General features: G+C 64.6%; 24 protein-coding genes and 2 tRNA genes. 17 read left to right on the top strand and 9 right to left on the bottom strand.

Going from position 1 to position 25677, the window contains the following annotated elements; translation table 11 throughout:
• Position 1: 1 nt before the first annotated feature.
• On the top strand, positions 2–1198 hold the full coding sequence (locus FHW83_RS25125) for a heme biosynthesis protein HemY (RefSeq protein WP_176649105.1): 1197 nt from the start codon (positions 2–4) through the stop codon (positions 1196–1198).
• Here FHW83_RS25125 and FHW83_RS25120 read toward each other — a convergent pair.
• Entirely contained in the window at positions 1195–2256 is a 1062-nt protein-coding gene (locus tag FHW83_RS25120; RefSeq protein ID WP_176649104.1) for an MBL fold metallo-hydrolase, read from the bottom strand. The genes FHW83_RS25125 and FHW83_RS25120 overlap by 4 nt on opposite strands.
• 125 nt (positions 2257–2381) lie before the next feature.
• On the opposite strand from FHW83_RS25120, the gene ppa reads away from it, so the two are divergent.
• The gene (ppa, locus tag FHW83_RS25115) at positions 2382–2921 is read left to right on the top strand and encodes an inorganic diphosphatase (protein ID WP_176649103.1); all 540 of its coding nucleotides are present in this window, start codon (positions 2382–2384) and stop codon (positions 2919–2921) included.
• Positions 2922–3060: 139 nt separating this feature from the next.
• Here ppa and FHW83_RS25110 read toward each other — a convergent pair whose 3' ends face one another.
• Both FHW83_RS25110 and FHW83_RS25105 read right to left on the bottom strand, forming a co-directional pair.
• Positions 3061–3654, bottom strand: a complete 594-nt coding sequence (locus FHW83_RS25110) for a Crp/Fnr family transcriptional regulator (protein ID WP_176649102.1) — start codon at positions 3652–3654, stop codon at positions 3061–3063.
• A 106-nt stretch (positions 3655–3760) separates the two neighbouring features.
• Positions 3761–4888, bottom strand: a complete 1128-nt coding sequence (locus tag FHW83_RS25105) for a GNAT family N-acetyltransferase (protein WP_176649101.1) — start codon at positions 4886–4888, stop codon at positions 3761–3763.
• A gap of 92 nt (positions 4889–4980) precedes the next feature.
• Between FHW83_RS25105 and FHW83_RS25100 the strand changes: the two genes are divergently transcribed.
• The 5 genes from FHW83_RS25100 (at position 4981) to FHW83_RS25080 (ending at position 12982) form a co-directional block, all read left to right on the top strand.
• A complete protein-coding gene (locus tag FHW83_RS25100; RefSeq protein ID WP_176649100.1) occupies positions 4981–7035 on the top strand; it encodes an NAD(+) synthase in 2055 nt (684 codons plus the stop codon).
• A gap of 100 nt (positions 7036–7135) precedes the next feature.
• On the top strand, positions 7136–7474 hold the full coding sequence (locus FHW83_RS25095; RefSeq protein ID WP_019922031.1) for a P-II family nitrogen regulator: 339 nt from the start codon (positions 7136–7138) through the stop codon (positions 7472–7474).
• Positions 7475–7632: 158 nt separating this feature from the next.
• A complete protein-coding gene (locus FHW83_RS25090; protein ID WP_176649099.1) occupies positions 7633–9060 on the top strand; it encodes an aryl-sulfate sulfotransferase in 1428 nt (475 codons plus the stop codon).
• Between the two features lie 92 nt (positions 9061–9152).
• The gene (locus tag FHW83_RS25085; protein ID WP_176649098.1) at positions 9153–11540 is read left to right on the top strand and encodes a TonB-dependent receptor; all 2388 of its coding nucleotides are present in this window, start codon (positions 9153–9155) and stop codon (positions 11538–11540) included.
• A 14-nt stretch (positions 11541–11554) separates the two neighbouring features.
• Complete coding sequence (locus FHW83_RS25080; RefSeq protein ID WP_229224356.1) at positions 11555–12982, top strand: sulfatase; 1428 nt, start codon at positions 11555–11557, stop codon at positions 12980–12982.
• 12 nt (positions 12983–12994) lie between these two features.
• Here FHW83_RS25080 and FHW83_RS31405 read toward each other — a convergent pair whose 3' ends face one another.
• The 4 genes from FHW83_RS31405 to trxB all read right to left on the bottom strand — a co-directional run bounded on the left by FHW83_RS31405 (position 12995) and on the right by trxB (position 15580).
• The gene (locus tag FHW83_RS31405; RefSeq protein WP_373997267.1) at positions 12995–13213 is read right to left on the bottom strand and encodes a Fic family protein; all 219 of its coding nucleotides are present in this window, start codon (positions 13211–13213) and stop codon (positions 12995–12997) included.
• Between the two features lie 44 nt (positions 13214–13257).
• Positions 13258–13893, bottom strand: coding sequence for a trimeric intracellular cation channel family protein (locus FHW83_RS25075; RefSeq protein WP_176649097.1), 636 nt, complete (start codon positions 13891–13893; stop codon positions 13258–13260).
• Positions 13894–13958: 65 nt separating this feature from the next.
• Complete coding sequence (locus FHW83_RS25070; protein WP_176649096.1) at positions 13959–14621, bottom strand: Smr/MutS family protein; 663 nt, start codon at positions 14619–14621, stop codon at positions 13959–13961.
• A 5-nt stretch (positions 14622–14626) separates the two neighbouring features.
• Positions 14627–15580 (bottom strand): thioredoxin-disulfide reductase, encoded by a 954-nt coding sequence (trxB, locus tag FHW83_RS25065; protein ID WP_176649095.1) that lies wholly within the window; start codon positions 15578–15580, stop codon positions 14627–14629.
• On the opposite strand from trxB, the gene FHW83_RS25060 reads away from it, so the two are divergent.
• From FHW83_RS25060 to FHW83_RS25040, 5 genes are all read left to right on the top strand, one after another.
• A complete protein-coding gene (locus FHW83_RS25060) occupies positions 15579–15764 on the top strand; it encodes a hypothetical protein (RefSeq protein WP_176649094.1) in 186 nt (61 codons plus the stop codon). The two genes, trxB and FHW83_RS25060, sit on opposite strands and share 2 nt — an antisense overlap.
• Before the next feature lie 28 nt (positions 15765–15792).
• Positions 15793–18192, top strand: coding sequence for a DNA translocase FtsK (locus tag FHW83_RS25055; RefSeq protein ID WP_176649093.1), 2400 nt, complete (start codon positions 15793–15795; stop codon positions 18190–18192).
• 9 nt (positions 18193–18201) lie between these two features.
• Positions 18202–18834, top strand: coding sequence for an outer membrane lipoprotein chaperone LolA (lolA, locus tag FHW83_RS25050; RefSeq protein ID WP_176649092.1), 633 nt, complete (start codon positions 18202–18204; stop codon positions 18832–18834).
• Between the two features lie 113 nt (positions 18835–18947).
• Entirely contained in the window at positions 18948–20252 is a 1305-nt protein-coding gene (locus tag FHW83_RS25045) for a replication-associated recombination protein A (RefSeq protein WP_176649091.1), read from the top strand.
• 53 nt (positions 20253–20305) lie between these two features.
• A complete protein-coding gene (locus FHW83_RS25040; protein WP_176649090.1) occupies positions 20306–21133 on the top strand; it encodes an alpha/beta fold hydrolase in 828 nt (275 codons plus the stop codon).
• Positions 21134–21143: 10 nt separating this feature from the next.
• Here FHW83_RS25040 and FHW83_RS25035 read toward each other — a convergent pair whose 3' ends face one another.
• Both FHW83_RS25035 and FHW83_RS25030 read right to left on the bottom strand, forming a co-directional pair.
• Positions 21144–21563 carry a hypothetical protein gene (locus FHW83_RS25035; RefSeq protein WP_176649089.1) on the bottom strand — a complete coding sequence of 140 codons (420 nt, stop codon included), beginning with the start codon at positions 21561–21563 and terminating at the stop codon, positions 21144–21146.
• A gap of 66 nt (positions 21564–21629) precedes the next feature.
• Positions 21630–21929, bottom strand: a complete 300-nt coding sequence (locus FHW83_RS25030) for a DUF2917 domain-containing protein (protein WP_176649088.1) — start codon at positions 21927–21929, stop codon at positions 21630–21632.
• 165 nt (positions 21930–22094) lie between these two features.
• Between FHW83_RS25030 and FHW83_RS25025 the strand changes: the two genes are divergently transcribed.
• The 5 genes from FHW83_RS25025 (at position 22095) to FHW83_RS25005 (ending at position 25537) form a co-directional block, all read left to right on the top strand.
• Positions 22095–23540 (top strand): PLP-dependent aminotransferase family protein, encoded by a 1446-nt coding sequence (locus FHW83_RS25025; RefSeq protein ID WP_176649087.1) that lies wholly within the window; start codon positions 22095–22097, stop codon positions 23538–23540.
• A 129-nt stretch (positions 23541–23669) separates the two neighbouring features.
• On the top strand, positions 23670–23876 hold the full coding sequence (locus FHW83_RS25020; RefSeq protein WP_176649086.1) for a hypothetical protein: 207 nt from the start codon (positions 23670–23672) through the stop codon (positions 23874–23876).
• A gap of 91 nt (positions 23877–23967) precedes the next feature.
• Positions 23968–25257 (top strand): serine--tRNA ligase, encoded by a 1290-nt coding sequence (gene serS, locus FHW83_RS25015; RefSeq protein WP_176649085.1) that lies wholly within the window; start codon positions 23968–23970, stop codon positions 25255–25257.
• Positions 25258–25324: 67 nt separating this feature from the next.
• A tRNA-Ser gene (locus FHW83_RS25010) sits at positions 25325–25414 on the top strand.
• 33 nt (positions 25415–25447) lie between these two features.
• Positions 25448–25537 (top strand) — tRNA-Ser (locus FHW83_RS25005).
• Positions 25538–25677 lie beyond the last annotated feature (140 nt).

The raw sequence follows: 25677 nt of genomic DNA, 5'->3' as shown, positions 1-25677 counted from the left end.
CATGCGTTTATTTCTCTGGTTAGTCGCCATGATGGCCGCCGCCATCGGCATCGCCGTGACGGCGCGCTTCAATCCGGGCAATGTGGTGCTGTTCTATCCGCCGCACCGCATCGACCTGTCGCTGAACTTCTTCGTGGTGCTGGAAGTGGCGCTGTTCGCCTTCCTGTACGTGCTGATCCGCGCCTTCCGCGCCACCGTCAAGATGCCGGGCAAGGTCGCCGCCTACCGCCAGCACAAGCGTGAGCGCGACGGCAACAAGGGCCTGCGCGAGGCGCTGAAGGCCCTGTTCGAAGGCCGCTTCGGCCACGCCGAGAAGGCGGCCCTGCGCGCCTCCGAGCTGCCGGAAAACGCCGGCGTGGCGGCGCTGATCGGCGCCCGCGCCGCGCACCGCATGCGCCAGGCGCAGCGCCGCGACCAGTGGCTGAACAAGCTGGTGGGCGACAACAGCATGAAGACCGCGCGCCTGATGACCATGACCGAGCTGCTGGTCGACGATCACCAGCCGGAGCAGGCGCTGGAGGCGGTGCGCGAACTGAACGCCAGCGGCACGCGCCACATCCATGCCTTGCAGATGTCGTTGAAGGCGCAGCAGCAGGCCAAGAACTGGCCGGAAGTGCTGCGTCTGGTGCGCTCGCTGGACAAGCACCGCGCGCTGCATCCGGCCTTGTCGTCGCGTTTGCGCGAGCTGGCGTATGACGATCTGCTGTCCGATCCCAGTCATGACGCCGAATCGCTGCTGCGGGTCTGGTCCACCGTGCCGAGCGGCGACCGCGTCAAGCCGTACGTGGCGTGCCGCGCGGCGACCGCGCTGAACGCGCGCGGCCTGCACGACGAGGCGCGCGTGGTGGCGGAGGAATCCTTGAACGCCGACTGGGACGAGCGCGTGGTGCGCGCCTACCGCGAAGCGGCCGCGCCGGCCGGTTCGCAGGCGCTGCTGATGCAGATCGAGCACTGCGAGAACTGGGCCAACGCCCGCCCGACCGACGCCGAACTGGCGCTGACCCTGGGTTCCCTGTGCCTGAAGCAGAAACTGTGGGGCAAGGCCCAGCGCTACCTGGAGCAGGCGTTGTCGGACGCCGCCGATTCACGCATGGTGCGCGAATCGCACCTCAAGCTGGCGCAGATGCACGAAGCGCTGGGGCAGGAAGAGGAGGCCGCCAACCACTACCGCCAGTGCGCGCTGGCCACCATCCTCTAAACGGGATCGGATTCCACCGGATAGCCTTCGATTTTCCAGCGCAGCATGCCGCCGGCGAGGTTGGCGACCTTGCCGAAGCCGGCCTTGGCCAGCAGCACGCTGGCCTGCGCCGAGCGCACGCCGGAGCGGCACACGGCCACGATCGGCCGCGCCTTGTCGAACTCGTCCATGCGTCCGGTCAGCTGCGACAGCGGCACCAGCGTGGCGCCATTCAGGTGGCCGAGGCGGTCGATGAATTCCGGCGCCTCGCGCACGTCCACCACCTGCACCTTGTCCAGCAGCTCCAGCAAGGCCATCGGCTCGATCTCCCACACGCCGCTGAAGCGCAGGGTCAGCGGCGCCCAGTCCGGCGTGTCGGTCGGGGCGTCGCCCTCCGGCTTGCCGCAGCGCAGATTGGCCGGCACCGCCACCGCGATCAGCTTGGGATGCGGCAGGTTGAGGTTGTTCATGTGGCCGGTGAAATCGCCCACGTCCACATCGCCGCCCAGGCGCGGATTGTAGCGCCGCTCCTCGGCCACGCTGGTGACGGTGATGCCGCGATAGTCGTGCGCGGGGTAGAGCAGACAGGCCGGCGGCAGGCTCAGGATCTGCTCGTGCACCGAGGCGAACAACTGCTGCGGGCTGCCTTGCTGGAAATCGGTGCGGCCGCAGCCGCGGATCAGCAGGCTGTCACCGGTGAAGGCCATGCTCTCATCGTCCAGCACAAAGGTCAGGCAGCCGCCGGTGTGGCCCGGCGTCGCGCGCACGCTCAGGTGACGGCCGCCGAACGGGACGCGGTCGCCATGGCGCAAGGACTGGTCGGCGCCGCTGGCGCCGGCCGCCGCTGACACGGCGATCGCGCTGCCGCAACGCTGATGCAGGCGCCAGGCGCCGGTCACATGGTCGGCGTGGACGTGGGTGTCGAGCGTGGCCAGCAGCTTGAGACCCAGCTCCTGCAGCAGCGCCAGGTCGCGCGGCACCTGCTCGTACACCGGGTCGATCAGCACCGCTTCGCCGCCGTCGCCCAGCAGATAAGTGTAGGTGGACGAGGTGGGATCGAACAGTTGGCGGAAGATCATATTCATATTCCAAATAAGAACAGGCCTCATCATAACAAATGTTCAAGCGTGTTGCGCCGCACAAGCGGCCTGTACTTGGATATAATGTCGCGGTTAAACACAGCCCTGCAAACAGAGGAAAATCCATGAGCTTGAACAAAGTGTCTTCCGGCAAAGATCTGCCTAACGATTTCAACGTCATCATCGAGATCCCGATGAACGCTGATCCGATCAAATACGAAGTGGACAAGGAATCGGGCGCGATCTTCGTTGACCGCTTCATGGGCACCGCCATGCACTACCCATGCAACTATGGTTATGTGCCGAACACCCTGTCGCTGGATGGCGACCCGGTGGACGTGCTGGTGATCACCCCATTCCCGCTGATTCCAGGCGTGGTGGTGCGTTGCCGTCCGATCGGCGTGCTGAAAATGACCGACGAATCCGGTGAAGACGCCAAGGTGCTGGCCGTGCCGGTCGACAAGGTGCTGTCGATCTACAGCCACTGGCAGAAGCCGGAAGACCTGAACGAACTGCGCCTGCGCCAGATCCAGCACTTCTTCGAGCACTACAAAGACCTCGAAAAAGGCAAATGGGTCAAGATCGATGGCTGGTACGGTCCGGAAGAAGCCAAGCAGGAAATCCTGGCTGGCGTCGCCAACTACCAGAAAGAAGCAGCGAAATAATGCAAAGGCCCCTCGGGGCCTTTTCTCACTGCGGCGCATTCCGCATTCCGGGGTCAGGTCCTCCATTTCTACACGAGCCCAGCAGTAGGCTCGCCTACTGCTGGGCTCGTGTAGAAATGGAGGACCTGACCCCGGAGTTTTACGGCTGGCGCGGTGCGCCGGACGCCTGTTCGGCCTCGCGGCGCAGGCGCGACATGTACTGCGGCGTGATGCCGAGGTAGGACGCCACCGCCCGCTGCGAGATGCGCGCCTCCAGCCCCGGGTACTCCTCGCGGAACGCCGCCAGCCGCTCCTGCGCGGAAGTCTCGCCGCTGCTGTAGGCGCGCTGCGCCAGCGCCTGCAGCCCGTGCATGGCGATGTTCAGGTGATATTGCTGCATGCCCTCATCCTGCGCGCGCAGCTCGGACGCGGTTTTCCAGTCCAGCGTGAAGCCGTGGATCGGCGTTTCCGCGATCAGGAACTGCACCGCCGGCTGGCCATTCTCGCCGTTGATCAGGTCGGTCAGGGTGGTGGCCGATTCGCCCTCGCGGTAGAAGCGCAGCGTCACTTCCACGCCTTCGCGGTTGAAGAAACCGCTGCGCGCCACGCCGCTGGCCAGCCAGTGCACCTGCGTGGCCGGCACGCCGGCGCGCTGCAGGTATTCGCCTTTGCGCACGTGGAACGGTTTGGCGATGGTGGCCAGGATGTTGGTGACGTTGTTGTACGACTCTTCGGTGACATCAATCCGCTTCATCGTGGCGGATTTGAAACGGTTACGCTGTTTTATGAAATCTGCATTCATGCTGGTTTTGCCACGTTACTGAGGGAACTGCCCTATTGTAACCCCATACGGGTTTCCCTTATGAATTTTTGAACGGAATATGCTCGGCCAATTCGTCGATATAGTCGTTCATCGCGGCGGTTTCTTGCGCTAAAAAGTCGGCGATGGCGTCGGCGAAGCGCGGATCGGCCACCCAGTGCGCCGACCAGGTCGGCGTCGGCACCAGTCCGCGCGACATTTTGTGGACCCCCTGCGCGCCGCCCTCGAAGCGGGCGATGCCGTGGCGGATGCAGTAGTCGATCGACTGCACGTAGCAAGTCTCGAAGTGCAGGCCGGAGACGAATTCGCGCGTGCCCCAGTAGCGCCCGTACATGACGTTGCCGCCCACCAGGTTCAGCGCCACCGCCACCGGCTCCTCGCCGCGCTTCGCCAGCACGATCATCAGGTTGTCCGGCATCGCGGCCAGCAGGCGCTGGAAGAAGGCCAGCGACAGATACGGCCGCGAGAAGTGCGCCTCGTACGTCGACATATAGCACTGGTGGAAGAAGCGCAGCACCTCGTCGCTGATCGCGGCGCCGGCCAGGTGCTCGAAATGAATGCCGGCCTCCTGCACGCGCCTGCGGTCCTGGCGCAGCTTCTTGCGCTTCTCCATTTTCATGGTGGCGAGGAAGGCGTCGAAGTCGGCGTAGTCCTGGTTCTCCCAATGGAATTGCACGCCCTCGCGCAGCATGTAGCCGGCGTCGGCCAGCGCCTGCTTGTCCCCCTCGTCCGGGAACAGGATGTGCAGCGAGGACGTGCCCAGCTCCCGCGCCACCTGCAGCGCGGCGCGCGCCAGCAACGCGCGGTCCTCGGCGCTGTGCGCCAGCAGGCGGCCGCCGGTCACGGGCGTGAACGGCACCGCCGACAGCAGCTTTGGATAGTACGGGATGCCGTGGCGGTGAAAGGCGTCGGCCCACGCGTGGTCGAACACGTACTCGCCGCGGCTGTGGTCCTTCAGGTAAAGCGGCATGGCCGCCCGCAGCACGCCATCCCGGTGCAGCACCAGGTAGCGCGGCGACCAGCCGGTGCGCGGCGCCGCGCATTCGGTTTCGTGCAGCGCGTGCAGGAAGCTGTAGCTGAGCGTGGGATTGTCGCCGGCCAGCGCCTGCCACTGCGCCGGATCGATGTCCGCCAACGAGTCGATGATCGATAACTCCGCTTCCGCCACACTGCCTCCCAGGTAAAGTTGTGCCAGTCTAGCGCATGCGGGCGCGCTTTGCCCGTGCGATAATTTGATTTTGCATGCCCGAAAGAGCTGACATGGCTTCGAATTTCTTCAATCTGTACACCCATGACTTCGCCCGCGTGGCCATTGCCGCGCCGGTGTGCCGCATTGCCGATCCGGTCTATAACGCCGAACAAACCATTTTGCTGGCCGAACAGGCCGCCGCCCAGGGCGCGGCGCTGGTGGCGTTTCCCGAGCTGGGCCTGTCGGCCTACACCTGCGACGACCTGTTCCACCAGCGCGCCTTGCTGGACGGCGTGCTCGACGGCCTGGCCGCCATCCTCGACGCCTCGCTGCAATGGAAGATGGCGCTGGTGGTGGGCGCGCCGCTGCGCGTCGACCACCAGCTGTACAACTGCGCGGTGGTGATCGCCAACGGCCAGATCCAAGGCGTGGTGCCGAAGAGCTATCTGCCGAACTACGGCGAGTTCTACGAGGCGCGCCAGTTCAGCAGCGGCGATTACGCCGTGGCCACCGAGATCGATCTGCTGGGCGAGCGCGTGCAGTTCGGCTCGGGCCTGTTGTTTGAAGTGGGCGACATGCCGCTGTTCAAGTTCCACGTCGAGATCTGCGAGGACGTGTGGGTGCCGATTCCACCGTCGTCGTACGCGGCGCTGGCCGGCGCCACGGTGCTGGTCAACCTGTCGGCCTCGAATGCGCTGGTGGGCAAGGCCAATTACCGCAACCAGCTGGTGGGCCAGCAATCGGCGCGCTGCATCGCCGCCTATCTGTACACCTCGGCCGGCGGCGGCGAGTCCAGCACCGACATGGCGTGGGACGGGCAGGGCGTGATCTACGAGAACGGCGAACTGCTGGCCGAGCCCAAGCGCTTCATCGACGAGCCGACCCTGACCTTCGCCGACATCGACCTCGAGCGCCTGTCGCGCGAGCGCATGCGCATGAACACCTTCGCCCAATCCGTGCAGCGCCACGCGGCCGAACTGAGCAAGTTCCGCACCGTGTTCTTCCACCTGGAAATCGAGCGTGAGCAGCCGCTGGCGCTGAAGCGCTGCGTCGAGCGCTTCCCCTACGTGCCGGCCGACGCGCGTCGCCGCGACGACCGCTGCAACGAGGTCTACAACATCCAGGTGCAGGCGCTGGCGCAGCGCCTGACCAACAGCGGCTTGAAGAAAGTGGTGATCGGCATCTCCGGCGGCCTGGACTCGACGCACGCGCTGCTGGTGTGCGCGCGCGTGATGGACAAGCTCAAGCTGCCACGCACCAACATCCTGGCCTACACCATGCCGGGCTTCGCCACCAGCGAGCGCACGCTCAAGCAAGCGCATGCTTTGATGAAGCTGGTCGGCTGCAGCGCGCAGGAAATCGATATCCGTCCAAGCTGCCTGCAGATGCTGAAGGACCTGAACCACCCGTACGCGGAAGGCCAGGCGCAGTACGACGTCACGTTTGAAAACGTGCAGGCCGGCGAGCGCACCAACCATCTGTTCCGCCTGGCGAACCACAATGCCGCGCTGGTGGTCGGCACCGGCGACCTGAGCGAGCTGGCGCTGGGCTGGTGCACCTACGGCGTGGGCGACCACATGTCGCACTACAACGTCAACGCCAGCGTGCCCAAGACCCTGATCTCGCACCTGGTGCGCTGGGTGGCGGAGTCCGGCGTGATCGGCCGCAATGATGCGCAGGTGCTGCTGGACATCCTGGGCACCGAGATCAGCCCCGAGCTGGTGCCGGGCACGGCCGGCGGCCAGCCCGAGCAGCGCACCGAAAGCACCATCGGCCCCTACGAGCTGCAGGACTTCAACCTGTACTACGTGCTGCGCTTCGGCTTCAATCCGTCCAAGGTGGCCTTCCTGTCGCACACCGCGTGGAAGGACAAGGAGCAGGGCCGCTGGCCCGATGGCGACCACGTCACGCGCAACCAGTACGACCTGAAGGCGATCAAGAAGAACCTCGGCATCTTCCTCGACCGCTTCTTCCGCACCAGCCAGTTCAAGCGCAGCTGCGTGCCGAACGCGCCGAAGGTGGGCAGCGGCGGTTCGCTGTCGCCGCGCGGCGACTGGCGTGCGCCGAGCGACGCGCAAAGCGTTGTATGGATGGAGGAATTGCGCGCCATTCCGGTGCAGGAGTAAAGAATAAGCTTATGCGCGTGGACAGCGCGCGGCTGTCGATTACAATAGACCCAAACGCCTGCAGTTAGCTGCGCCCGGATTTTTTAGATAAGGAGAAGTCATGAAACAGATTACCGCTGTGATCAAGCCGTTCAAACTGGACGAGGTGCGTGAGGCACTGGCCGAAGTCAACGTCACCGGCCTGACCGTCACCGAAGTCAAAGGCTTCGGCCGCCAGAAGGGCCACACCGAACTGTATCGCGGCGCCGAATACGTGGTCGACTTCCTGCCGAAAGTCAAAGTGGAGGTGGTGGTCGACGATGGCGTGGCCGAGCAGGTGGTGGACGCCATCATCAAGGCCGCGCGCACCGGCAAGATCGGCGACGGCAAGATCTTCGTGCAGAACGTGGAACAGGTGATCCGTATCCGTACCGGCGAGACCGGCCCGGACGCGGTGTAAGTTGTTTCAGCCTTATTCGGAATGCCGGCCTCGCCGGCATTTTTTTGTCCGCCAGCGTTTAAGGCAGTTTTTGCATATTCTTGATTGGTTATATTAGTTCTGGCTTTCTGCGTGGATTAGTAATATAGACGCATTGTCTATTCCGGAGAGCCCGCGTCATGCATCGCCATACCTATAAAATCGCCGCCTTGTCCCTGCTGTCCCTCGCCGCCAACTTGAGCGCGGCGCCCAGTGTCTACCCGACCGGCGTCACGCGCTACGACACCGCCGCCGCGTACAACAGCTACGTCATCTTCAGCGGGCAGGACAAGAAAACCCATTTGATCGACATGAACGGCAACGAGGTGCACAGCTGGAACGCCGAAGGCTTCCCGCCGGTGCTGCTCGATCCGGCCCTGACCGGCGGCCAGCGCGGCAATGTGCTGGTGCAGCTGGCCAGCGCGCCCGGCACCTCCAACGAGGGCAATGGTTTGCGCAATCAGGCGATTGGTGAGCTGGACTGGAACGGCAACGTGGTGTGGCAGTGGGGCGCTGCCGGTAGCGCGCAGGACGCCTACGCCGCGCCGGTGGAAGGCAAGGTCAACGCGCAAGTGCCCGGCGGCAGCGCCAAACAGCATCACGACTGGCGCCGTCTGCCGAACGGCAACACCCTGGTGCTGGCCAATCTGGTGCATCCGGTGAAAGGCTTCGCCGCGCCGCAGGTGCTGGATGATGTGATCTATGAGGTCAACAAGCAGGGCGACATCGTCTGGAAATGGGTGGCGTCCGAGCACCTGAATGAATTCGGCTTTACGCCGGCGTCGCTCAAGCTGGTGAAGGCGGGTTTCTCGCCGCGCGGCAAGAACGCGCCGTTCGATTACCTGCACATCAATAACATGTCGGTGCTCGGGCCGAACAAGTGGTTCGATGCCGGCGACCAGCGCTTCAACCCGGACAACATCCTGATCGATTCGCGCGAGGCCAACTTCATCGTCATCATCGACAAGCGGAGCGGCAAGGTGGTCTGGAACCTCGGCCCGGATTATCCGGCGCAGGTGCGTGGCCCGCGTGTGCTGCCGCGTCCGGTGGACCAGATCATCGGCCAGCACGATGCGCACCTGATCGAGCCGGGCCTGCCGGGCGCCGGCAATCTGCTGGTGTTCGACAACCAGGGCGAGGCCGGTTATCCGCGCATCGGTCCGGGCGTGCAGCCGCGTTCGCGTGTGCTGGAAATCGACCCGATAAGGAAGCAGATCGTGTGGGAATACACCGGCGGCGATTCGAATGGTCCTGACTGGGGCTTCTACAGCTCCTTCATCAGCAGCGCGCGCCGCCTGCCCAACGGGAATACCCTGATCGACGAGGGCACCAACGGCCGCATCTTCCAGGTCACCAGCAAGGGCGACATCGCCTGGGAATACATCAGCCCTTACTTCGCGCCGACGCCGGTGGCCGGCGCGGGCAAGCCAGTGCTGAGCAATTGGTTGTACCGCGCCCAACCGGTGCCGTACAACTGGGTGCCGGAAGGCACGCCACGCTCTGAAAAAGCGGTGACCCCGCCGGCACTTCAACAGTTCCGCGTAGCGAACAACGCAGTTACCAACTAAGCGTCTACAACTCTTCTTATAAACGACAACGCGCCGGCGGGGATGCCGGCGCGCGGGGCCGCTCATGCCCATTTTTCAGATGAAAGCTTGACATGCAACACAAAAAACTCGCCGCCGCCATCGCCGCGGCTTATGGATTCGCCTTGGCCTGCGCGCCAGCGGCGCAAGCGCAAAACGCGGCCGCGCTGGCCGTGGCCGCCATCTCGGATACCGCCGTCTCGGCCAGCGCGGCGGCGCCGGGCGCAGCCATCGCCGACGCCGCGCAAGAGGGCGCTGGCGCGGCCGCCGTCGCCGCCGATGTCGCGCAAGTGATCGCCAGCGTCACCGTGTCCACCCGCCGCCGCAACGAGACTTCGCAAAGCGTGCCGACCAGCATGAGCGTGCTGGACGACAAATCGCTGGAGAACAACCGCGTCTACCGCGTGCAGGATCTGCAGCAGCTGCTGCCCAGCACCACCGTCAACTTCGTGCACGCGCGCCAGCTGAGCTTCGCCGTGCGCGGCCTCGGCAACAACACCGCCAGCGACGGGCTGGAGGGGAGCGTCGGCCTGTATCTGGACAACGTCTACCTGGCCCGGCCCGGCATGGCCGCCTTCGACGCGCTGGACGTGCAACAGCTGGAACTGCTGCGCGGCCCGCAAGGCACGCTGTTCGGCAAGAACACCACGGCCGGCGTGTTGAACATCACCACCAAGCAGCCGACCTTCCGCAGCGAGAACACGGCGTCGGTCTCGGCCGGCCAGGACAAGTACGCGCAAGGCAAGGCCAGCATCTCCGGCGCGTTCTCGGACACGCTGGCCGGCCGCCTGTCGGTCTACAAAACGCATGAGGGCGGCTACATCAGGAACATCTACAACGGCAAGGACGTGCAGGGCGGCGACCGCCAGGGCGTGCGCGCGCAACTGCTGTGGGAACCGGACAGCAAGTTCAGCGCCCGCGTGATCGCCGACTACAACGAGGAGGATTCCAACAACGGCACCATGGTGTTTTACAGCGCCGGCCCGAGCGGCCGCTGGCTGACGCAGGCCGCCGCCGTTGGCGGGCATCCGATCACCAACCCGGCGGCCCGCCAGGTGAATCTGGACAGCGGCTCGCACGTCAGCGTGCATCAGGGCGGCCTGTCGGCGGAAGCCAACTGGAAACTGGACAACGACTACAAATTTACGTCGATCAGTGCCTTCCGTTTCTGGAACTTCACGCCGCGCAATGACGATGGCCTCGATGTGCCCGTGACCCTGAACGTCGGCGCGCTGGCGCGCCACCGCCAGTTCACGCAAGAGCTGCGTCTGGCCACGCCGCAAGGGCGCGAGGTCGAGTCCGTGGTGGGCGCGTACTACTACTATCAGAATCTGGACAACACCAACTTCACGTTCAACGGTCCGCTGGCGGACAAGTTCAACGGCACGCCGAGCGGCGCCTGGTCCAACCTCACCAGCTTTGCCGACGGCCACTTGCGCGTCAACAGCTACGCGCTGTTTGGCCAGTCGATCTGGCACATCGATCCGAAATGGGATTTGACGGCCGGCCTGCGCGCCACCTATGAGGACAAGCGCGCCTTCGAAATCCGCTACGCGCCGACCGGCGGCGCGGCCGTGACCGGTGCGGCGCTGGCCTCGCGCAACGCCCGCTACGGCGCCTTCAATTCGGGCGAGATCACGCTGAACAACCTGAGCCCGTCCGGCCTGCTGACGCTGGCCTACAAGATCGACGCCGACGTGCTGGGCTACGCAACACTGTCGCACGGCGAGAAGTCGGGCGGCATCAACCTGACCGTGCCGGGCGCGGCCGGCATCGCCTCGCTGAAGATCGACAACGAGAAGGCCAACAACGCCGAGCTCGGCATCAAGAGCAACTTCTGGGAGCGCCGCGCCCAGGTCAACGCCAGCGTGTTCGCCAACATCGTGCGCGGCTACCAGAACAATGCCTACGATCCAGCCACGCAGTCTTCCTACATCACCAACGCCGGCGACGTGCGCAGCCGTGGCGCCGAGCTGGAGACCACCTTCCTGGTCGCGCGCGGCTTCACGCTGGGGGCCAACGCCGCCTTCAACGACGTGAAATACCTGAAGTACACCAACGCGCCATGCCCGCCTGAAATCACGGCGACCTCCTGCAACCTGTCCGGCCGCGCCGCGCTGGTCAACGCGCCGCGCTGGACCAGCAGCCTGAACGCGCAGTTCGCGCACGCCGTGGCCGACGGCGTGGAAGGCTACTTCAACGCCAACACCTCGTACCGCACCGAAGTGTTCGGCACGCTGGACGCATCGAAGTATGCCAAGATTCCGGCGTATGCCCTGACCAACCTGTCGGCCGGCGCGCGCTTCAAGGCCGGCGGCGCCAAATGGGACGTGTCGTTGTGGGCCAAGAACGCCTTCGACAAGCTGTACTACACCAGCTTGTGGAACACCAGCTTTGGCGCCTACAACGCCGTGTTGGGCACCCCGCGCACGCTGGGCCTGACCGCCCGCGCAGATTTCTAAACAGGAGACACCGCATGACCAAGCATCAGATCAACGGCGCCCGCCGCCGCGTCCTCCAGTCGCTGCCGGCGCTGGCGCTGGCCAATTACCTGCCGAACGCGCTGGCGGCCGGCAAGGAGCAGCCGAACATCATCTTCATCCTGGCCGACGACCTGGGCCACGCCGACCTTGGCGTGTACGGCCAGACCGACTTCAAAACGCCGCACCTCGACAGACTGGCGGCCGACGGCATCCGCTTCACCCAGGCCTACGCCAACTCGGCGGTGTGCTCGGCCACGCGCTTCGCGCTGATCACCGGCCGCTACCAGTACCGCCTGCGCGGCGGGCTGGAGGAGCCGATCGCCGGCGCGTCCGACACCATCGGCCTGCCGCCATCGCACCCGACCCTGCCGTCGCTGCTAAAGAAACAGGGCTATGGCACGGCGCTGATCGGCAAGTGGCACCTCGGCTACCTGCCCACCTTCGGCCCGCTGAAAAGCGGCTACGACAGCTTCTTCGGCAACTACGGCGGCGCCATCGATTACTTCACCCACAAGCCGGGCGTCGGCCCGAACGTGAAGGAAGACTTGTACGAAGGCGAGGTGCCGGTGCATCAGATCGGCTACTACACCGACCTGCTCGGCGCGCGCGCGGTGGACTTCGTCAACAAGCAGCAGGCCGGCAAGCCCTTCCTGCTGTCGCTGCACTACACCGCGCCGCATTGGCCGTGGGAGGGACCGGGCGACGAGGAAATCTCGCGCAACATCGACAACATCTTCCACTACGACGGCGGTGACTTGGCGACGTATGGCCGCATGGTCGAATCGCTGGACGCCTCGATCGGCCGCGTGCTGGCGGCGCTGGAGAAAAAAGGCCTGGCGGAGAACACCATCGTCATCTTCACCAGCGACAACGGCGGCGAGCGTTTCTCGAAAACCTGGCCGCTGACCGGCCAGAAGACCGAGCTGCTGGAAGGCGGCATCCGCGTGCCGGCCATCGTGCGCTGGCCGGGCAAGGTGAAGGCGGGGCAGGTGAGCGATCAGGTGGCGATCTCGATGGACTGGCTGCCGACGCTGCTTGCCGCCGCCGGCGGCGCGCCCGATCCGAAGTTCCCGAGCGATGGCCAGAACCTGCTACCCATCCTGCTGGGCCAGGCGCGGAGCAACGAGCGCACGCTGCTGTGGCGCTATAAGGCTAACGCCCAGCGCGCGATCCGCTCCGGCAACTGGAAATACCTGAAGATCGGCAAGAACGAATTCCTGTTCGACGTGGTGAAGGACCAGCGCGAGCGCGCCAATCTGGCCAAGCGTCATCCGGAAGTGTTCGCGCAGCTGAAGGCGCAGTGGGAGACCTGGGACAAACAGATGCTGCCCATCACCGCCGACGTCCGCACCCACGGCGTCAGCGGCCCGGTGCAGGCGGACCGCTACGGTGTCCCAGCTTCCGGAAGTGTTCCTGACTAATGCTACTGCTGTTCAATGTACTTGCAGCCATAGTTTTCCCTTGGCAGTGAGACGATAGCGCTGCAGGCGGCTGTTGGGCAGATTGGGTAAGGTCATCTCCAAGTAGCCAGCAGCTAGCGCGGGCAACAAATATGCTTGACGAAAATGGGGCGTATGCCGCAGGCCCAGCGCAGCTTGTAAAACGCTGCGCGGCTGCTCACCATTCTCAGCTGCGCGTAACAGTCGAGCCACATCCTCGCTGACTTGGTCGGTGACTTGGTCGGCGGTGTTGCGGTTTAATGGTGGCTGCGGAGGTGCAGTTCGAACTTCCAGGTCACCAGCCGGATGATGGTGATGAAGGCGGCGCTGGTCCACAGCGCGAAGTCGTCGGAGACGTCGGTGTATTGCAGGCCGATGTAGAGCCAGGCGCCGAAGAAGGCGCAGATGGCGTACGGTTTGCCGTCGCGGAACACCATCGGCACTTCGTTGCAGACGATGTCGCGCAGCACGCCGCCGAAGATGCCGGTGATCACGCCCATCATCGAGGCGATGAAGATCGGCATGTGCGCGGCCTGCGCCTGCGCCACGCCGGCCACCGCGAACAGGCCGAGGCCGATGGCGTCCGCCACCACGATGACTCGTTCGGAGATGATCTGGCGCACCGTGCGCATCAGCGGCGTCGCCACCAGGGCCAGCACGAAGATCAGGATCGCGTATTCCTGGTGCGCCACCCAGAACAACGGCCGCTTGTCGAGCAGGATGTCGCGCAGCGTGCCGCCGCCGAACGCGGTGATGAAGGCGACGGTGAAGACGCCGACGATGTCCATGCGCTTGCGGCGCGCCTCCACGAAGCCCGATAGTGCGCCAACCAGTATCGCCACCACCTCAATGACGGTGATCAGGGAGACATGCGGAATCGGGACGCTCTTCATGTAGTTCTATGGACAAGGTGGCAATGTCCATAGGTTAACATGGCCGCCGCCCGACGGGTAGGGGATTAACGGCTGGGCTGCAAGGCGGCGCGCAGCAGCACGATCAGCGCGCCTTCGCCGCCCTCATGGTTGCGCGCCTGGCAGAACGCCACCACGCCTTTTTGCACCAGCCAGCTGCGCACCATGGACTTCAGCACCGGCTCCTGGCCGCGCGAGCCGAAGCCGCGGCCGTGGATCACGCACACGCAGCGCTGGTTGCGCTGCTGTGCCTTGGTCAGGAAGGCGCCCAGCGCGTCGCGCGCCTGGTCGCGGTTCATGCCGTGCAGGTCCAGCTCGTCCTGCACCGGCCAATGGCCCTTGCGCATCTTCTTCATCACGTCCGGACCGACGCCCGGCGCCGCGTAGTTCAGCGCCGGATCGTCCTCCAGGTAATGATCGACTTCAAACAGGTCGGACAGCGATTCGCGCAGCACCAGCGCGTCATCCTCGGCCTGCGTCAGCTGGCGCTTGGGCGCGGCCTCCGGCGCCACCGATTTCGGCACGCTGGGCGGCACGTAGCGGTCCGAGGCCGGCATGCGCTGGACGCCGCCGAGCGCGGTCTGGAAGATATTGGCTTCCACCGCCTGCTGCTTTTCCTGTTTGGCGCGCTCCTTCTCGGCGACGGCGCGCGCCTCAGCCTGTTCCCGGAGCTGCTTGCCCAGGGATTTCAGGTCCGCGAAGTCTTTCATCGCGCTTACTCCTGGCCTTCCAGGTAGCGCTGCGCGTCCAGCGCGGCCATGCAGCCGGTGCCGGCGCTGGTGATGGCCTGGCGGTAGATGTGGTCCTGCACGTCGCCGGCGGCGAACACGCCCGGCACGCTGGTGGCGGTGGCCATGCCCTCGGTGCCGGTCTTGGTCTTGATGTAGCCGTTGTGCATTTCCAGCTGGCCTTCGAAGATGCCGGTGTTTGGCTTGTGGCCGATCGCGATGAAAAGGCCGTGCACGCTGACGTCGGTGATGGCGCCGGTCTCGGTCGACTGGATCTTGACGCCGGTCACGCCGCCGTCGTCGCCCACCACTTCATGCAGGGTGTGGTTGTACTTGATCTCGATCTTGCCCTCGGCGACCTTGGCGTTCAGGCGGTCGATCAGGATGGCCTCGGCGCGGAACTTGTCGCGGCGGTGGATCAGGGTGACCTTGGTGGCGATGTTCGACAGGTACAGTGCCTCCTCGACGGCGGTGTTGCCGCCGCCCACCACGGCCACCTGCTGGCCGCGGTAGAAGAAGCCGTCGCAGGTGGCGCAGGCCGACACGCCCTTGCCCATGAAGGCTTGTTCCGACGGCAGGCCCAGGTACTGGGCCGAGGCGCCGGTGGCGATGATCAGGGTGTCGCAGGTGTACTCATGGCTGTCGCCGATCAGACGGATCGGTTTTTCCTGCAACTTGACGGTGTGGATGTGGTCAAACACGATGTCGGTGTTGAAGCGCTCGGCGTGCTGCAGGAAACGCTGCATCAGGTCCGGGCCTTGTACGCCCATCGGGTCGGCCGGCCAGTTCTCCACGTCGGTGGTGGTCATCAGCTGGCCGCCTTGCTCGACGCCGGTCACCAGCATCGGCTTCAGGTTGGCGCGCGCGGCGTAGATGGCGGCGCTGTAGCCGGCTGGGCCGGAGCCGAGGATCAATACACGGGCATGTTTAGGAGTGGTCATGGCAGGTTTCTTCAATAATGTTGGATTAATCCGAATGTGGGGGCGCCAGCAAGGGCGGCAAGGTCTGCCGCTATTGCAATCACGCAAGCAATACAAGATTATAGTGCAAGCAGGGAATCAGGATGAATCGTGGGGCCGGATGTTGCCTTATGCCTTAGAATACCGTTATCGGAATATTTCCTGACCGCTAACATTGCATTGCCTTAATACCTATGAGTAGTAAAAAAGTTCAGGAACGCACGCAAAAAGTGAGTCCGGCCGCTTCGTCCGGCTACACGCGCACGCCGACCGAGCGCCAGCCGCTGCCGAACCGGCTGGTGCGGCTGCTGTCGGAGGCGCGCTGGCTGGCGCTGGCCGTGCTGGGCGCGTATTTTGTGCTGATCCTGGCCAGTTATCACAAGATGGATCCGGGCTGGTCGCACGGCACGCTGGTGCCCGAGGTGCACAACCTCGGCGGCCGCGCCGGCGCCTGGCTGTCCGACCTGCTGCTGTATATCTTCGGCATCTCCGCCTGGTGGTGGGCGTTCTGCCTGCTGCGCGTGGTGTGGAAGGGCTATCGCGGGCTGACCCATAAATACGTGCTGTCCACCGAGCCGGAGCCGGAGCACGCGCAGGAGGGCCTGATCCGCGCGATCGGCTTCGTGCTGCTGTTCATCGGCAGCGTCGGGCTGGAATACCTGCGCCTGCGCACCCTGACCAGCCACGCCGAGCTGCCGCGCAGCTCGGGCGGCGTGCTGGGCGAGCTGATCGGCCATTCGGCCCACGTGGCGTTCGGCTTCACCGGCGCCACCCTGCTGCTGTTGCTGCTGTTCGGGCTGGGCTTCAGCCTGTTCTTCCACGTGTCGTGGATGGCGGTGGCCGAGCGCATCGGCGGCGGCATCGAGAACGCCATCGACTGGTTCGTGCAGCGCTACCAGTACCGCGAGGACCGCCGCCAGGGCGAGGTGGCCGCCGTCAAGCGCGAGGAGGTGGTGGTGCACGAGCGCGCCAAGCACGTCGAGAAGCATCCGGTGGCGGCGCCGCCGATCAAGGTCGAGCCGCAGGTGGTGACGGTGGTGAAGTCCGAGCGTGTCGAGAAGGAACGCCAGGCCAGCCTGTTCTCCGACCTGCCGCGCGCCAGCGGCGACGAGGCGCTGCCGGCGCTTTCGCTGCTGGATGAGGCGGCGGAAACGCAGGAAACCATCGCCATCGAGACGCTGGAGTTCACCAGCCGCCTGATCGAGAAAAAACTATCGGACTTTGGCGTGGAGGCCAAGGTGGTGGCGGCCTATCCGGGCCCGGTGGTGACGCGCTACGAGATCGAGCCGGCCACCGGCGTCAAGGGCAGCCAGATCGTCAACCTGGCGCGCGACCTGGCGCGCTCGCTGTCGCTGACCTCGATCCGTGTGGTCGAGACCATCCCGGGCAAGAACTACATGGCGCTGGAGCTGCCGAATCCGAAGCGCCAGATCGTGCGCCTGAGCGAGATCGTCGGCTCCAAGGTCTACAACGACAACGCCTCGCCGCTGACCGTGGCGCTGGGCAAGGACATCGCCGGCAAGCCGGTGGTGGCCGACCTGGCCAAGATGCCGCACCTGCTGGTGGCCGGCACCACCGGCTCCGGCAAGTCGGTGGGCATCAACGCCACCATCCTGTCGCTGCTGTACAAGGCCGATCCGAAAGACGTGCGCATGATCCTGATCGATCCGAAGATGCTGGAGATGTCGGTGTACGAAGGCATCCCGCACCTGCTGGCGCCGGTGGTGACCGACATGCGCCAGGCCGGCCACGCGCTGAACTGGGCGGTCAACGAGATGGAGCGCCGCTACAAGCTGATGTCCAAGCTGGGCGTGCGTAACCTGGCCGGCTACAACGCCAAGATCGCCGAGGCCAGGAAGCGCGAGGAACACATCCCGAATCCGTTCAGCCTGACCCCGGATTCGCCGGAGCCGCTGGAAAAACTGCCGACCATCGTCATCATCATCGACGAGCTGGCCGACCTGATGATGGTGGTCGGCAAGAAGGTGGAGGAGCTGATCGCCCGTATCGCGCAAAAAGCCCGGGCGGCCGGCCTGCACTTGATTCTGGCGACCCAGCGCCCATCTGTGGACGTGATCACCGGCCTGATCAAGGCCAACATCCCGACCCGGATCGCGTTCCAGGTGTCGTCCAAGATCGACTCGCGCACCATTCTGGACCAGATGGGCGCGGAAACGCTGCTGGGCATGGGTGACATGCTGTACATGCCGCCGGGCACCGGCCTGCCGATCCGCGTGCACGGCGCCTTCGTGTCGGACGACGAGGTGCACCGCGTGGTGAAACACCTGAAGACCACCGGCGAGCCGGACTATATCGACGGCATCCTGGAGGGCGGCACGCTGGAAGGCGAGGGCGGCGGCGAGGGCGCCGCGGCCGGCGAGGGCGGCGGCGAGGCCGATCCGATGTACGACCAGGCGGTGCAGGTGGTGCTGAAGAACCGCCGCGCCTCGATCTCGCTGGTGCAGCGCCATCTGCGCATCGGCTACAACCGCGCGGCGCGCCTGCTGGAACAAATGGAAAATAGCGGCGTGGTCTCCGCCATGCAATCGAACGGCAACCGCGACATCCTCGTGCCGGCTGCCAGTGCAGAATAAAGGAAATGTATGACGCGTTTTAAATCGCTGGCGGCCTTGACCGCCGGCCTGTTGCTGGCAGGCGTTGCCCATGCCAGCGCGCTGGAGCAGTTCAAATCGTTCGTGGCGTCCACCAAGGCCGCCAAGGGCGAGTTCACCCAGCGCCAGGTGAAGAACACCAACGGCGAGGCGCCGAAAACGTCGAACACCGCCACCGGCACGTTTGTGTTCGCGCGCCCCGGCAAGTTCATCTGGACTTACGTCAAGCCGTACGAGCAGGTGCTGCAGGCCGATGGCGACAAGCTGTACATCTTCGACAAGGACTTGAACCAGGTCACCGTGAAAAAGCTGGGCGATGCGCTGGGTTCGTCGCCGGCCGCCATTCTGTTCGGCAGCAATGATCTGGAGAAGAACTTCACGCTGAGCGAGGCCGGCACCAAGGATGGCGCGGAACTGCTGAAGGCGGTGCCGAAAGCCAAGGACACCTCGTTCGAGCAAATCATCATCGGCCTGCGCGACGGCGTGCCGGTGAGCATGGAGCTGAAGGACAGCTTTGGCCAGTTGTCGGTGCTGGCGTTCAAGGGCATCGAAAAAAATCCGGCGCTGAATGCCGCGAGTTTTAAATTCGTCATGCCCAAGGGCGCGGACGTATTCAATAATTGACCTTCTGAGTTATCTCGCCGTCATTCCGGCGCAGGCCGGAATCCATAGAACGCTGCCCGGCAAGCGCAGCATGGATTCCGGCTTTCGCCGGAATGACGGCTTCCTCCAAAGCCATGGCAGATTTATTTTCCACCGAACCGCGCCAGCCGCTGGCCGAAGCCCTGCGGCCCAAGACGCTTGACGATGTGATCGGCCAGCGCCACCTGCTGGGGCCGGGCAAGCCCCTGCGCCTGGCGTTCGAGTCCGGCCAGCCGCACTCCATGATCCTGTGGGGCCCGCCCGGCGTCGGCAAGACCACGCTGGCGCGCCTGACCGCCCAGGCCTACGACTGCGAGTTCATCGCCCTGTCCGCCGTGTTCTCGGGCGTGAAGGATATCCGCGCCGCCATGGAGCAGGCCCAGCACAATCTGGACATGGGCAAGCACACCATCCTGTTCGTCGACGAGATCCACCGCTTCAACAAATCGCAGCAGGATGCCTTGCTGCCGTATGCCGAATCCGGGCTGGTCACGCTGATCGGCGCCACCACGGAGAACCCGTCGTTCGAGGTCAACTCGGCGCTGCTGTCGCGCGCCCAGGTCTACGTGCTGAAGTCGTTCGACGAGAGCGAGCTGCGCCAGATGGTCGAGCGTGCCCGCGCCAAGGTGCTGACCCATCTGGAGTTCGACGAGGCCGCCATCGACACCCTGATCGGCTACGCCGACGGCGACGGCCGCCGCCTGCTCAACCTGCTGGAAGTGACCGGCACCGCCGCCAACGCCGCCAAGACCAACAAGATCACGGCCGAGTTCATCCAGAACGCGCTGACCCTGAACGCGCGCCGCTTCGACAAGGGCGGCGACAATTTCTACGACCAGATCTCGGCCCTGCACAAATCGGTGCGCGGCTCGAATCCGGACGCGGCGCTGTACTGGCTGTGCCGCATGCTGGACGGCGGCGCCGACGCGCGTTACCTGTCGCGCCGCATCGTGCGCATGGCGTGGGAGGACATCGGCCTGGCCGACCCGCGCGCCATGCAGATCGCCAACGACGCCGCCACCACCTTCGAGCGCCTCGGTTCGCCGGAGGGCGAGCTGGCGCTGGGTCAGGCGGTGATCTACCTGGCCATCGCCGCCAAGAGCAACGCCGGCTACAACGCCTTCAACGAGGCCATGGCCTTCGTGCGCAAGGACAAGTCGCGCGAGGTGCCGGTGCACCTGCGCAACGCGCCGACCAAGCTGATGAAGGAACTCGGTTACGGCCACGCCTACCGCTACGCCCACGACGAACCGCATGCCTACGCGGCCGGCGAGACCTATTTCCCGGACGACATGCGCGAGCCCGGCTGGTATCAACCGGTGCCGCGCGGCCTGGAAACCAAGATCGCCGACAAGATGGCCTTCCTGCGCAAGCTCGACGAGGACGCCGGCAAAACTTGAGCGTGAATGTTGTAAGATGCAACTTTCACGTTTCAGCGGGGTAGGGGAGCAGCATGCAGCCGGCAAAGGTGGTCGACGGAATCGACATTTTTATCGAGGGCGAGGGCGCCGAGACGATCGTCATGATCCACGGCTGGCCGGACACCTATCGCCTGTGGGACGCCCAGGTGGCCGAGCTGAAGCAGCGTTATCGCTGCGTGCGCTTCACCCTGCCGGGCTTCGATATCCGGCAGCCGCGCCGCTCTTACTCGCTTGACGCCACGATGCGCGTGCTGCTGCACATTGTGAACAGCGTGAGTCAGAAGCAGAAGGTGATCCTGATGCTGCACGACTGGGGCTGCGTGTTCGGCTACGAGTTCTACATGCGCAACAAGGGCCTGGTGTCGGCCATCATCGGCGTCGATATCGGCGATGCGCAATCGAAGGCCACGGCGCGTTCGCGCTCGGTCGGCCAGAAGATGATGGTGGCCAGCTACCAGAGCACGCTGGCGCTGGCCTGGGCCATGGGCGGCCCGCTGGGCGACGTGATGACCAAGGCCACGGCGCGCATGCTGGGCGTGCCCTCGCCGCGCGAGTACATCAGTTCCCGCATGAATTACCCGTACTACATCCTGACCGCCGGCGCGTCCGGCTCGTACCACTCGCTGGTGCCGTTCGCGCCGCAAGTGCCGATGCTGTACATCTACGGCACCAACAAGCCCTTCATGTTCCATTCGCCGCAGTGGACCGAAACCCTGGCCGCCAGGGAAGGCTGCAAGGTGGTGGCGATGGAAACCGACCACTGGCCCATGGTGCGCGCGCCGGAACGCTTCAACGACCTCGTCATCAATTGGCTGGACAAACCGGCCGACGAGGCGTCGGAAGAGGAAGACGCCGCTTGACGCTTGCCGCTTAACGCAGGCGGATCGGCTTCTGGTACGGTGCGAACGGCGGCGGCGGCAGCTGCGCCGAGGCGTAGGCCTGGCGGAAGCACTCTGCCTTCTTGCCTTCGACGTCGGTGGTGGTGCGGGTGACCTTGCCGGTGGCGTCCAGCGTCAGCACGATCACGACCGGGTACTTGGAAAGGTCGTGGCAGTTGCCGCGCTCGTCGAGCTTCTTGGCGTTGTTGTAGTTGAGCGAGATCTCCTCGTACTTGGTCGCCTTTTCGTTCGGGAACTGCGCGTTGAACTTGTTCATCTCGGTGGCGAAGTCGGGATTGGCCGGTGGCGGCGGTTCATCCTTTTGCCACGACGAGCCACCCATGGTCGAGCAGCCCGTTGCAATCAACATCACGGCGCTCGCCGCTGCAATTTTCAGGGTATTGGTTTTCATTTCTTCTCCTTGAAGGCTGTACTGTTGAGCGCATGGTACAAACTTCAAGGATTGCGTGGCGCACGATTAGTTGCGTAGGAGAAATCCTACAGCCCTGCGGAAACGGCTGGGCCGGGCGGCCGGCAGGCGCACCCGCACCATGCTGGCGCCCACCGCCTCGATCAGCATCAGGCCGTCGTTGGGCACTTCGAACGACTGGCCGCGCCGCAGCACGAAGTCGGTTTTCTCGTTGTAGGCGGTGATCCACGCCGTGCCGTCCAGGCATTCGATGCGGCGGCCGGCGGCGTGGGCGATGCGCAGCGGATGGTTTTCGCTCAGCCGGTACTCGGCCTGGCCTTGCTGCACTGAGATGAGTTGCGGTTTCATGATTGCCTCCTTTGCCACACAGATTACGTGGCGCGGGGCGGCCATAACAGATGCAGCAAAACGAAATTGTCACCATCACAGCGGCGCTTGACCTACACTGTTATGGTCGAAATTTCACGCCGCTGTACCTGTCGCGGGCGGGCAGGGTGGAGGCACAATCGTCGAATGTCTATCAACCTCTACGAGCAACTGGCGAACGAACTGGGCGGGCTGATCGCCAGCCGCGTGTTCGCGCCCGGCGACCGCCTGCCATCGATCCGCCATCTGGCGCAGCAGAAGCGGCTGTCGGTCAGCACCGTGCTGCAGGCCCTGCGGCTGATGGAGGATCGCGGGCTGGTCGAGGCGCGTCCGCAAGCCGGCTACTACGTGCGCCACCGCCCGCGCATGATGGCGGTGATGAACGAGGCCACGCAGCTGCAGGAGCCGGCCTTCGTCGGCATCCAGAACCTGTTGATGCGGGTGCTGAAGGCGAATGAGGATCCGGGCATCATCCAGCTGGGCTCGGCCTGGCCGCCGGACGAGCTGCTGCCCATGAAGCGCATGCAAAAGACCGTGGCGGCGGTCGCCAGGCGCGATGCCGGCCTGCTCAGCACGGTGAGCTGCTACGAGACCAACCATCCGGATTTCGTGCGCCAGATCACGCGCCGCGCGCTGGACTGGGGCCACGTCGACACCAACGAGATCGTGGTGACCGGCTCCTGCTCGGAAGCGATCAGCCTGTGTCTGCGCGCCGTGGCCAGGCCGGGCGACACCATCGCCATCGAGTCCGCCACCTATTTCGTGCTGCTGCAGCTGATCGAATCGCTGGGCATGAAGGCGTTGGAAATTCCCACCCACCCGAAAACCGGGCCGTCGATCGACGCTCTGGAGCTGGCGCTCAACGCCGGCCTGGCGCAGGCGGTGCTGCTGATCCCCAACGCCAACAACCCGCTGGGCTGCATCATGCCGGAGGCGAACAAGCAGCGCCTGGCCGCCCTGGTGGCCAGGCACAACGTCCCGCTCATCGAGGACGACGTCTACGGCGACCTCTGCTTCACGCCCGAGCGCCCGTGGCCGGTCAAGGCCTACGATACCAGCGGCAACGTCATGCTGTGCTCGTCATTCTCGAAAGCCGTCAGTCCCGGCGCCCGTGTGGGCTACGTGGTGGCGGGCCGCTACGCGCAGGAGGTGGCGGTGCTGAAAATGGTGTCGAGCGGCGCCACCAGCCACTTCTTCCAGGCCGTGCTGGCCGACTTCCTGACCGGCAGCGCCTACGAGAACCAGCTGCGCAAGATGCGGCGGGCGCTGGCGCAGCGCATCGCCCGCATGTCGGACGCGATCTGCCACGCCTTCCCGCAGCAATGCAGCGTGTCCGAGCCTCAGGGCGGCTTCGTGCTGTGGGTCAGCCTGCCGGAGCAGGTGGACGCGCTGGCCCTGCACCAGCGCGCCACGGCGCAGGGCGTGGCGTTCATGCCGGGCCAGCTGTTCTCGGCCTCGGGCAAGTACAGCAACTACCTGCGCCTCAACTGCGGCAATCCGTGGACGCCGCAGGTGGCGGCGGCGATCGCCACGCTGGGCGAGCTGGTGCACCGCGAAGCCGACCGCCCGGGCGTGCTGCGCAGCGCCGCCTGATCCCTCCTTTTGCATTTCAGGCGCCGTTTTCGGCGCTTCGTCGCATCCCCATCGCGGGCCGGAACGCCTTTAGGTACAGTACAACCATACCGCAGCACTTAATCAAACCGACACCTGAAGGAGAGCATCATGAGCATCGCCAAACACATGGAAATCATCTTCGTCGCCGCCACCGTGATCGCCGGCGCCACCACCTTCGCCACCGCCGCCGACGACCGCGCCGACTTCGCCATGCCGGCCGACAAAGTGGTGGTGGTTGCCAAGGCCGACGCCGCCATGCCGACCGTCACCGTGAGCGCCAAGCGCCTGACCGCCGCCGAAAAAGCCGCGCTGTAATGGCGGCAGCCGGCGGGCTGCGCAAAACTCGCAAGGAAGTGGCATCCTCTTGGTACAATTGACGTTTTCGATACAAACGGCATTCGTTCCCATGATTGATATCCAACTTCTCCGTAAAGACATCGCCACCGTCGCCGCGCGCCTGGCCACCCGCAAGTTCCAGCTCGATGTGGAAGCGTTCAACGCTCTCGAATCGGAACGCAAGGCGATCCAGACGCGCACCGAAGAGTTGCAGGGCAAGCGGAATTCGCAGTCCAAGCTGATCGGCATGATGAAGGGCAAGGGCGAAGACACCACCGCGCTGATGGCGGAGGTGGCCGGCCTGGGCGACGAGCTCAAAGCCAACGAGGTGAAACTGGCCGAACTGCAGGGCAAGCTTGCCGAGTTCCTGCAAACCATCCCGAATCTGCCTCACGAGTCGGTCCCGGTGGGCAACGACGAGACCGGCAACGTGGAAGTGCGCAAGGTCGGCACGCCGCGCAGCTTCGATTTTGAAATCAAGGACCACGTCGACGTTGGCGCCCCGCTGGGCCTGGACTTCGACACCGCGACCAAGCTGACCGGCTCGCGCTTCTCGGTGATGAAGGGCGGCATCGCCCGCCTGCACCGCGCGCTGGCGCAGTTCATGCTGAACACCCACACCGACGAGCACGGCTACACCGAGTGCTACACGCCCTACATGGTCAACGCGGATTCGCTGCGCGGCACCGGCCAGCTGCCGAAATTCGAAGCCGACCTGTTCTCGGTGAAAAAAGGCGGCGTGGAAGGCGAGGGCGAGAACTTCTACCTGATCCCGACCTCGGAAGTGTCGCTGACCAACATCGTGCGCGACGAGATCGTCGCCGCCGAAACCCTGCCGCTGAAGATGACCGCGCACACCCCGTGCTTCCGCTCGGAGGCGGGCAGCTACGGCCGCGACACGCGCGGCATGATCCGCCAGCACCAGTTCGACAAGGTCGAGATGGTGCAGGTGGTGCATCCGGATAACTCGTATGCCGCGCTGGAAGAGATGGTCGGCCACGCCGAAACCATCCTGCGGCGCCTGGGCCTGCCGTACCGCGTGATGTCGCTGTGCACCGGCGACATGGGCTTCGGCGCCAGCAAGACCTACGATCTGGAAGTGTGGTTGCCGGCGCAGAACACCTACCGCGAGATTTCGTCGCTGTCGAACTGCGAAGCGTTCCAGGCACGCCGCATGCAGGCGCGTTTCCGCAACGCCCAGGGCAAGCCGGAACTGCTGCACACGCTGAACGGTTCCGGTCTGGCCGTGGGTCGCACGCTGGTCGCCGTGCTGGAAAATTACCAGCAGGCCGATGGCTCGGTGGAGATCCCGGAAGCGCTGCGTCCGTACATGGGCGGACAAACGCATCTGAAAGTATAAATTTGTCCTTCCATTTTCCCAAGCACCTGCTATAATCTTGCCTTCTCGCAGCAGCAGGTGGGAAAACGGAGAGGTGGCAGAGTGGTCGATTGTACTTGACTCGAAATCAAGCGATGGGGCAACCCATCCGTGGGTTCGAATCCCACCCTCTCCGCCATTTGTTTGGATGTGAGAAAAATTAGCGTCACCAGGAGAGGTGGCAGAGTGGTCGATTGTACTTGACTCGAAATCAAGCGATGGGGCAACCCATCCGTGGGTTCGAATCCCACCCTCTCCGCCAATATTCAGTAGAAAAGCCTCCTTCGGGAGGCTTTTTTATTTCCCCTGACCCGTCCTGGTTTAAGTTGTCATTTCCCGCCTTTTCTTAGGAGAGCGAGATGGGAACTGGACGAAAGCGGACTCAGAGCGACTACACCCTGG

Origin of the sequence: Duganella sp. SG902 (assembly GCF_013376005.1) — a bacterium.
Lineage (GTDB): Bacteria > Pseudomonadota > Gammaproteobacteria > Burkholderiales > Burkholderiaceae_D > Rugamonas.
Note: the sequence above shows the minus strand (reverse complement) of the source record. Positions and strands in the feature narration are given on the sequence as shown.